This is a genomic window from Bacillus sp. LR_5 (assembly GCF_042709275.1).
The window spans coordinates 1-8,664 of the sequence record NZ_JAVAXX010000272.1 but is presented as its reverse complement, the minus strand read 5'-3'; the positions used below and the strand labels follow the sequence as shown (position 1 = coordinate 8,664).

Genomic DNA, 8,664 nt, shown 5'->3' with positions numbered 1-8,664 from the left:
ATCTCCGTCTTGGACCACATATTCTTTCCCTTCAAGGCGGACTTTTCCTGCCTCTTTAGCTCCTGCCATACCGCCGCCCGCAAGAAGATCCTCATAAGCAACTGTCTCAGCACGAATGAAGCCCCGCTCAAAGTCACTATGAATAATTCCTGCACACTCAGGTGCTTTCATGCCTTTTTTGAATGTCCAAGCTCTGACTTCCTGTTCTCCGGCTGTGAAATATGTTGCGAGGCCGAGAAGAGAGTAAGACGCTTTGATCAGCTGATCAAGACCTGATTCTTGAATGCCCAGCTCTTCCAAGAACATTTGCTTTTCTTCGCCTTCAAGCTCAGCGATTTCAGATTCGATTTTTGCACATACAACGATAACTTCTGCGTTTTCGCCGGCAGCGTACTCGCGAATCTTCGCTACATTTTCATTGCCAGATGGATCAGCAACTTCATCTTCACTTACGTTGGCCACGTACAAAATAGGCTTCGAAGTCAGTAAATGGAGCTGCTTCACAAGCTTTTGCTGCTCCTCAGTGAATTCTACAGATCGAGCAGGCTTTTCACTCTCAAACGCTTCTTTCAGTTTAGATAAAATCTCAAACTCAAATACAGCGTCTTTATCTTTTTGCTTCGCAAGCTTGCTGACGCGTGTAATCCGCTTTTCAACCGTTTCCATATCAGCGAGGATCAGCTCAAGGTTGATCGTTTCAATGTCATCAATCGGATCAACCTTTCCGGAAACGTGTGTAATGTTGTCATCGGAAAAAGCACGGACAACGTGGCAAATCGCGTCAACTTGGCGAATATGAGATAGGAACTTGTTGCCGAGTCCTTCTCCTTTAGATGCGCCCTTTACAATCCCTGCAATATCAGTGAATTCAAAAGCAGTCGGCACAGTCTTCTTCGGGTTGACCAGCTCAGTCAGCTTTTGCAGACGATCATCCGGTACCTCTACAATTCCCACGTTCGGATCAATTGTACAGAACGGGTAGTTGGCTGATTCGGCACCGGCCTGTGTAATTGCGTTAAATAGTGTTGATTTTCCGACGTTCGGCAAACCAACAATTCCAGCTGTTAAAGCCATTCTTTCATCTCCTCTATATAAAACCGTCATTGTATGAGCGTATTTTGAACCTAGAGCAATTATAAGGAGGTTCACTGGAAAAGACAAGCTGACAAAAAAGCATTTTCAGCCTGCCAATCCCTTTGATTATGCTTTTTTCAAGCCTACTAAACAGTCAAAAAGCGTACTTCCCATTCCATTATCAGAATTTGTATCATTTGTCAGTGCATTGACTGACCCTCCAAAAGCCGCCCACATGCCTTCATCTATATTAATCGTCTTCGCATGAGCCTGCTTCATCACTTTCACCTTGCCCTTCAAGCGTCCGCGGTCATTAAAGATGACAACCTCGTCTCCATCCTGAAGATTCTGCTCAGCCGCTATATCTGGAGAAATATCGACCTGAACGTGCTGAAGCTTTTCAATAAACGGCACATGCTGTGAATGGTTGGAACGCTGCGGATGAATGGATAAGAGCGTATAAGGGTACTTTCCAGCTAACTCCTCATTATGGAAAACAGATTCTTCGGGCACATTTAATTGAAGCGAGCCGCTAAATCCTTTTTGCTCAGCAAGCGACGAAGTAAATTCAAATTTTCCACTCGGCGTCAAAAACTGATAATCATCCCACGGCACCTGTTTTACTGGAAGAGGGAGGTGGCCTTTTTCTTTTAAACGCTCAAGTGTCACATCCTCTGCTTCCAATGAAGAAAGCCCCATCTCTAAAAATTCTTGAGTGCTGTATTCAAACAGCTCGCCAAACCCAAGGCGTTTTGCAAGCTCTGACCAGATCCAGTTGTCCGACTTCGCTTCACCCTGCGGCTCCACAAGCTTCTTCCCGTACTGAACATAATGATGATACATACTGGAATAGTAGATATCTTCTTCTTCAAAAACAGTGGCAGTCGGCAAAACATAATCGCACAGCTTTGCGGTATCCGTCATAATGGAATCAATCGCGACCGTCATTGGAACCTTTTCAAAAGCTTGTCTCACCTTATTTGTATTCGGCACCTGAGTCAGCGGATTTCCGCACGTCACAATAATCATCTCAATCGCAGGATCAGCAGCGGTTAACACTTCTTCAGCCTGCGTCATCATTGAAAATGAACGGGATGTTGTTTTTAATTCCGGCAGCGTCAGCTTTGTTTTTGCAAAGCTCTCACCAATCTGGACATTTCCGAAATTCGCGCCGCCGCCCTTAGTTCCGACATTTCCGCTTGCCGCAACAAGTGCATCAATCCAACGAATCGTTCCCCCGCCGTTTTTATATCGCTGCATGCCAAGCCCCATAAAAGTAGACACCGGACCATCAGCATACAAACCGGCCAGATACTCCAGCTCCTCCATAGAAGTTTCTGTTTTCACAATAAACTCTTCCAGAGAAACAGTTTTCAAAAGCTCTTTCACATCATCAAAACCGACAGAATGCTCAGAAATAAACGTTTCATCCGTTCTTCCCGTCTCAATCAGAACCTTCAAAACGGCTGCCGCAAGCCAGCCGTCCATTCCAGGCTTTACAGAGATATAGCGGTCAGCAAGCTTAGCAGTCGGGTTGAAGATCGGATCAATCACCGTAATCGTGGCGCCCTTCTTTTTCACCTGCTGCAAGTGATGGTATAAGTGCATATTTGTTCTGGATACATTTCTTCCCCACACAACAACATGCTTGCTGTTGTAAATATCAAGCGGGCCGTGACCGTACGAACGGCCAAAATCCCAGCTTTGCGCCTCGATGCCGGAGCCCCAGCATATGCTTCCGACGATTTCAGTCACGCCTCCATATCCATTAAAAAAACGCTGATCAAGCGCTTTTAACAGACCGTTATTCGCATAATCATGGCTGTGCAAAACAGCAGTCGTCTCCGACGTTTCCTTGATTTCCCGAAGTTTATCGGCAATTTCATCAAGTGCCTGCTCCCAAGAAATCCGCACAAACTCGCCATTTTGTTTTTTCATTGGATAGCGAAGCCGATCAGGCGAGTTTGTTTTTGTCTCAAGCATTCTGCCGCGGCCGCAGATTTTACCTTCCGTAATCGGATGGTTTGGATCTCCGTCCACTTTTGTTACCTTTCCATCATCAACAGTCACCAAAAAGCCGCAGCTGTCCCAGCAATTCAGCGGACATGCCGACTGATGCACTTTGCTCATCGCCGTCTTCTCCTTACCTTCTATATGAAAAAGCATGAGTGTCGGCCTATTTATGAAGTAGGCTCCTCATGCTTGACTAGTACTTTTTTTAGTTTTCTTTCAAATTCTCTTCTCGGAATCATAACACTGTGAGAGCATCCCTCACACTTAATTCGAATATCCATTCCCATGCGTATAATTTTCCAGCTGTTCGCTCCGCATGGATGCGGTTTTTTCATTTCTACGATATCATTCAGGCCAAAGTCTTTATCCGCCAAGACCCTTCACCTCTTTTCCTAAACTGCTGTATCTATTGTACAAAAAAACTGATCATAAGAGCAATCAAGATACCCGAAAAGAAATACATCCTCTTATTTCCATTTACTCAAAATAGGATATAAGAGCAGACAAACTAACAAATACAAATTGAGCATCCCATATATCGGATACAAGAACGCGATCAAATCAGAAAATCCGAAAGAAGTAAAAGGTACCATTAACACTAACAAAATCAACACAATCATCCATCTCGGCATATGAATAAACGCCATCAGCCGGCTGGACAGCCCCAGCAAACCAGCTACCGTCGTCGTGTAAATCGCCAGGCACAGCACCGCCGTCATACATAAAAAAAGGAAATAAGGCGCACCCTCCAGAACGGCAAACAGCGGTATTTCAAACTGAGAAAGGGAGCCCGCCAGCTCCACCAACGTTTCATTATAAACAAATGAGATCACGCCAAAAATAAGACCGCTTGCCACACTTGCGATTTTTGCTTCTCCGAGCCCTTTCATCTCTTTCCCAACAGAGGATAAAATCGCAACAACTGAAAGGATGTTTAAAGAGGTAAACGTAATGCTCGCAGGCCAGTTATACTGCTGGGACAAATCAATCGTCCACGTATGGTGATGTGTGCTCTGAAAGGAGATCAGCGCATATAAAAGCCCCGCTACTAACACAGGAATCAAAATACTATTTATAGATAATATTCCTTTCACATCCCATAAAAACAAGCACACTGTCACGATGCAAATCAGCGTGATTCCCCACCAGAAAGGAAGCTTGTACATTTGCAGGGTCACACCGCCTCCGGCAATCATCACCATAGTCGTCGAAAACAAATAAAAAATGATGAGGACATCATAAATTTTCGCCAGCCATGGCCCCATTAAATGCTCCAGAACCGGCAGAAAATGAGTGGATTGAACCTTAAAACTGATTTTCATCACAATATAAGACGAGAAAATGAACATAATTGTAAACAGCACAATAGCAAGTCCGCTTTCCGCCCCAAAAAACTGCCATATCTCCTGACCGCTCGCATATCCGGCCCCGATCAAGCTCCCTAATATGAGCAGCATCCACTTCATTCCGGCTCTCCACAACACTATCACCTCATAGACAAAGTTCAGCTTGTTCCCGTTATTGTTACTATATAAGTAAAAGAAAGCAAACATGCCATATTTTCATAGACATTTAAATACAAGGTGAAATTATCATACGAAATACACATAAAAAAAGACTGCTAATATGGCAGTCTAAAAAGAGATATTTATTTGTTTGTCCGCGGAATGAAGAAGTGAACTTCACTCTTCACTTTTTTCTAACCATTCCTACCTATTCAAGTGTTTCATAAACAGACCATTGCTTGATCATGATCGAGGCAATGGGGGACAATACTTGTAATCGCCCACTAACCATTCATATCATGCCCTCTACTTTTTTTAAAATCTCCGGTGCCATACACAAAGCATAAAAAATCATACTGCTGGATATACTGTAAACAAGCTTACATAACTACACACCATAGCAATTCTGTTACCTACTATAACAAGGAAGTGAAACCCATGAATCGAAAAGGCGGGCTTTTTTCCTCTCAGGAACGAGTAAAGCAATATGTTTCACATACAGATGCTGCAGCAGCAAAACAAATCCAAACCATCCTTTCTTCATCCTTACGTAAAGCTGCCGGCAAACCAATTGTTGTGGTTTGTATCGGAACAGACCGTTCAACCGGTGACTCATTAGGCCCGCTCGTAGGAATGAAACTCAAACAGATGCAGCTCACCAGATTCCATGTCTACGGAACCTTATCTGACCCCGTCCATGCTGTGAACATGAAGGATAAAATCAATGACATTCATAAATTACATAAAAACCCATTTGTTATAGCAGTCGATGCATGCTTAGGCCGCGTTAAGAGTGTGGGTTCATTTCAAATCGGGGACGGGCCATTAAAGCCCGGAGCCGGTGTACAAAAAGACCTTCCTGAAGTGGGAGATCTTCATATTAACGGAATCGTGAATGTGAGCGGTTTCATGGAATATTTTGTATTGCAAAACACTAGACTCAACTTGGTCATGAATATGGCAAATGTTCTAGCGGAAGGTTTGAGTTTAACAGATCGGACAGAGTGGAGGCAAGAACGCATTAACCCGTTGCAAAGACTCACTGGGCGCATATAAAACAAAAACCATCTTTGCTTGAAAGATGGTTTCTTCATTTACGATTCTCGTTCAGACAAAAGCTCTAAAATCCGGTCAAGGTCTTCATTAGAGAAAAATTCAATTTCGATTTTGCCTTTTTTCTTCTGTCTTTTAATATTAACTGTTGTTCCAAAATAATTTTGGAGATAGGATTCCCGTTCTTTTAGAACCGCATCTTTCACAAGTTCTTTTTTCTTTGTTTCACGTGGAACATTCTGATTCAATTGCTGAATCAGCTGCTCAAGCTGGCGAACATTAAGCTGCTCCGCAATCACTTTTTGTACCAGCGGTTCAAGCTTATTTTTGTTTTTCAAGCCAAGGAGCGTGCGTCCATGTCCCATAGAAAGCGTACCTTCGGCAATAAGCTGCTGAATATTTTCTGGCAGTGTCAGCAGTCTTAAATGATTCGCAATATGCGGTCTGCTTTTCCCAAGACGTTTGGCGAGCTGCTCTTGTGTGAGATCTAAGTGTTTCAACAAGGAGTCATATGCCTGAGCCTCTTCAAGCGGAGATAAATCTTCACGCTGAAGGTTTTCTAATAGAGCAATTTCCCTCATTAACGCCTCTGATAATTCACGGACAATAGCCGGAACTGTATCTAAACCTGCCAGCTTTGCCGCTCGAAAACGCCGTTCACCCGCAACAATATCATAGCCTTTTAAAGATTTTCTGACGATAAGCGGCTGAAGAATGCCATGCTGCAGCACAGATTCTTTTAGTTCAGCTAATGCCTCGTCATCAAAGTGTTTTCTTGGCTGATAAGGATTAGGGCGTAAATCGGCAATTTTAATTTCTTCAACTGTCTCTTCAGACAAATCTACCTGATTAAATAACGCATTAATCCCTTTTCCAAGGCCTTTAGCCATTCGCAGCCACTTCCTTTGCTAAATCTAAATATACTTCCGCACCTCTTGACCGCGGATCGTATAAAATGATGGGTTTTCCGTGACTCGGTGCCTCACTCAGACGGACATTACGCGGAATAACTGTCTTATATACTTTATCCCTAAAATACTTTTTAACCTCTTCAATCACTTGAATGCCAAGGTTTGTCCGGGCATCAAGCATTGTCAGCAATACACCTTCAATCATTAAATCAGTATTCAAATGCTTTTGCACAAGACGTACTGTATTTAATAACTGGCTGAGACCCTCCAAGGCATAATATTCGCACTGTACAGGAATCACAACGGAATCCGAGGCTGTAAGGGCGTTAATCGTCAGCAAGCCCAATGACGGCGGACAATCAATGATAATATAATCATAATTTTGCTTTACTGCTTCAAGCGCTCTCTTCAATCTCACTTCTCTTGATATTGTAGGAACCAGCTCGATCTCAGCCCCTGCAAGCTGAATCGTCGCAGGAATCACATCCAAGTTCTCTACTGTCGTTGCTTTAATAATATCTATTACATCTGCATCATCTACTAAAATATCGTACACACACTGCTCTACATCGGCTTTTTCAATCCCTAATCCGCTTGTCGCATTTCCCTGCGGATCAATATCTACCAGCAGAACCCTTTTCCCTATGTAAGCCAAACATGCCCCAAGGTTGACAGACGTCGTTGTTTTGCCGACCCCGCCTTTTTGGTTCGTAATTGCTATGATTTTTCCCACGATGTCACCTACTTTCACATGAACATGTACTATCTTGCTTCTATTCTATCAAAAAAAGATTAAAGCGTTTCATTTTTTTCATCATTTTGTTCCGAATCAGAAGGGAAATAATTGAAAATTCAAGCACGCTTTATGCTTTCTCTTATAAATTCTGCAATTTCTATGTTTTTTTGACTTAAAAAAGGAATTTCTTAAAGAAAAAAAGAAGAAGTCACAGTACAGAACGTGGAAACAGGATGGTGAGAAAATGGTTTATCAAACGAAGAGAGATGTACCCGTTACGCTGATGATTGTGTTTCTCATATTACTGATACAAGCAGATGCCATTGTTCCTTTTGTGCTGGGAAATATGAGAGTTTCCGGCTGGATCATTTTTATTCTGCTGACTCTTTTAAATGGACTCATCATTTGGAGCTTTATTGACCTAAAATATGTATTGAAGGAACACCATCTGATCATTAAAGCCGGATTGATCAAACATCAAATTCCTTATGAAAAAATCGATAAAGTCGTTCAAAAAAAGAAACTATGGTCCGGTTTTCGTCTGATCGGCTCTCGCCATGCCATCACAATATATTATCAGGAGGGATGGGGACATGCAGTAATTTCACCGCAAAAATCTGAAGAGTTTATCCACAAACTCAAAGAAAAGAATTCTAATATAATAATTTTCACTAAAAGTAAGTGATTACCTTTTATTGAAAATATAAAAAGCTCTCCTGCTTTTCAGGAGAGCTTCTATTTTGGTATGCGAATCGTTAATTGAATATATTCTTCAAATTCTTCTTCTTCTGTATTCAATTTTACACCGCTGTCTTCCACCATTGATAGTGACTGGCGAATCGTGTTCATCGCAATTCTTGTATCTCTGCTGAATGCTTTGCGTCTCGGCTTTGGCTTTCTCTTGCCTTGCTCCAGCATTTTCACCACGCGGTCTTCCGTCTGCTTTACATTTAAACTTTTCTCAATAATCTCTGTGAGCAGTGTGACTTGGAGCTCAGGCTGTTTCAGCGGAATCAGCGCTCTGGCATGGCGCTCGGTGATTTTCTTCTCCATAATCGCCTCTTGGACCGGCTGAGGCAGCTTTAATAACCGAAGCTTATTCGCGATTGTAGACTGCCCTTTTCCTAAGCGCTGTGCGAGTGCCTCCTGTGTTAAATCATGCAGCTCAAGCAGCCTAGCATAAGCATGCGCTTCCTCAATAGAAGACAGTTCTTCCCGCTGCAAGTTTTCGATTAACGCCACAGAAGCGGTTTCCGTGTCGGAAAAATCCTTAATAATTGCCGGAATCTTTTCCCACTCAAGCGATTGCACCGCTCTCCAGCGTCTTTCACCTGCAATGAGTTCGTATTGGCCTTCTTCTTCTGTATGCCTA

General features: G+C 42.8%; 9 protein-coding genes. 2 read left to right on the top strand and 7 right to left on the bottom strand.

Features of this window, described 5'->3' with window-relative positions:
• The 4 genes from ychF to RAC86_RS31270 all read right to left on the bottom strand — a co-directional run.
• Positions 1 to 1,074 (bottom strand): redox-regulated ATPase YchF (ychF, locus tag RAC86_RS31285; RefSeq protein WP_377886401.1); only part of this gene is annotated, 1,074 nt, incomplete at its 3' end.
• Positions 1,075 to 1,200: 126 nt separating this feature from the next.
• The gene (locus RAC86_RS31280; RefSeq protein WP_377886400.1) at positions 1,201 to 3,204 is read right to left on the bottom strand and encodes a molybdopterin-dependent oxidoreductase; all 2,004 of its coding nucleotides are present in this window, start codon (positions 3,202 to 3,204) and stop codon (positions 1,201 to 1,203) included.
• Positions 3,205 to 3,254: 50 nt separating this feature from the next.
• Entirely contained in the window at positions 3,255 to 3,461 is a 207-nt protein-coding gene (locus RAC86_RS31275) for a DUF951 domain-containing protein (protein WP_003226838.1), read from the bottom strand.
• 93 nt (positions 3,462 to 3,554) lie between these two features.
• Complete coding sequence (locus RAC86_RS31270; RefSeq protein ID WP_010886647.1) at positions 3,555 to 4,571, bottom strand: YkvI family membrane protein; 1,017 nt, start codon at positions 4,569 to 4,571, stop codon at positions 3,555 to 3,557.
• Between the two features lie 459 nt (positions 4,572 to 5,030).
• On the opposite strand from RAC86_RS31270, the gene yyaC reads away from it, so the two are divergent.
• The gene (yyaC, locus tag RAC86_RS31265) at positions 5,031 to 5,648 is read left to right on the top strand and encodes a spore protease YyaC (protein ID WP_003226834.1); all 618 of its coding nucleotides are present in this window, start codon (positions 5,031 to 5,033) and stop codon (positions 5,646 to 5,648) included.
• A gap of 38 nt (positions 5,649 to 5,686) precedes the next feature.
• Here the strand turns inward: yyaC and spo0J are convergent, their stop codons facing one another.
• Positions 5,687 to 6,535 (bottom strand): stage 0 sporulation protein Spo0J, encoded by an 849-nt coding sequence (gene spo0J, locus RAC86_RS31260; protein ID WP_015715080.1) that lies wholly within the window; start codon positions 6,533 to 6,535, stop codon positions 5,687 to 5,689.
• Positions 6,528 to 7,289 (bottom strand): sporulation initiation inhibitor protein Soj, encoded by a 762-nt coding sequence (gene soj / locus RAC86_RS31255; RefSeq protein WP_003219244.1) that lies wholly within the window; start codon positions 7,287 to 7,289, stop codon positions 6,528 to 6,530. The genes spo0J and soj overlap by 8 nt, the downstream gene beginning before the upstream one ends.
• Positions 7,290 to 7,536: 247 nt before the next feature.
• Here soj and RAC86_RS31250 point away from each other — a divergent pair, with 247 nt between their 5' ends.
• On the top strand, positions 7,537 to 7,977 hold the full coding sequence (locus RAC86_RS31250) for a PH domain-containing protein (RefSeq protein ID WP_015715081.1): 441 nt from the start codon (positions 7,537 to 7,539) through the stop codon (positions 7,975 to 7,977).
• Positions 7,978 to 8,027: 50 nt separating this feature from the next.
• On the opposite strand, the gene RAC86_RS31245 is transcribed toward RAC86_RS31250, so the two are convergent.
• Positions 8,028 to 8,664: ParB/RepB/Spo0J family partition protein (locus RAC86_RS31245; RefSeq protein WP_377886399.1), on the bottom strand; the 637-nt coding region annotated here is incomplete at its 5' end.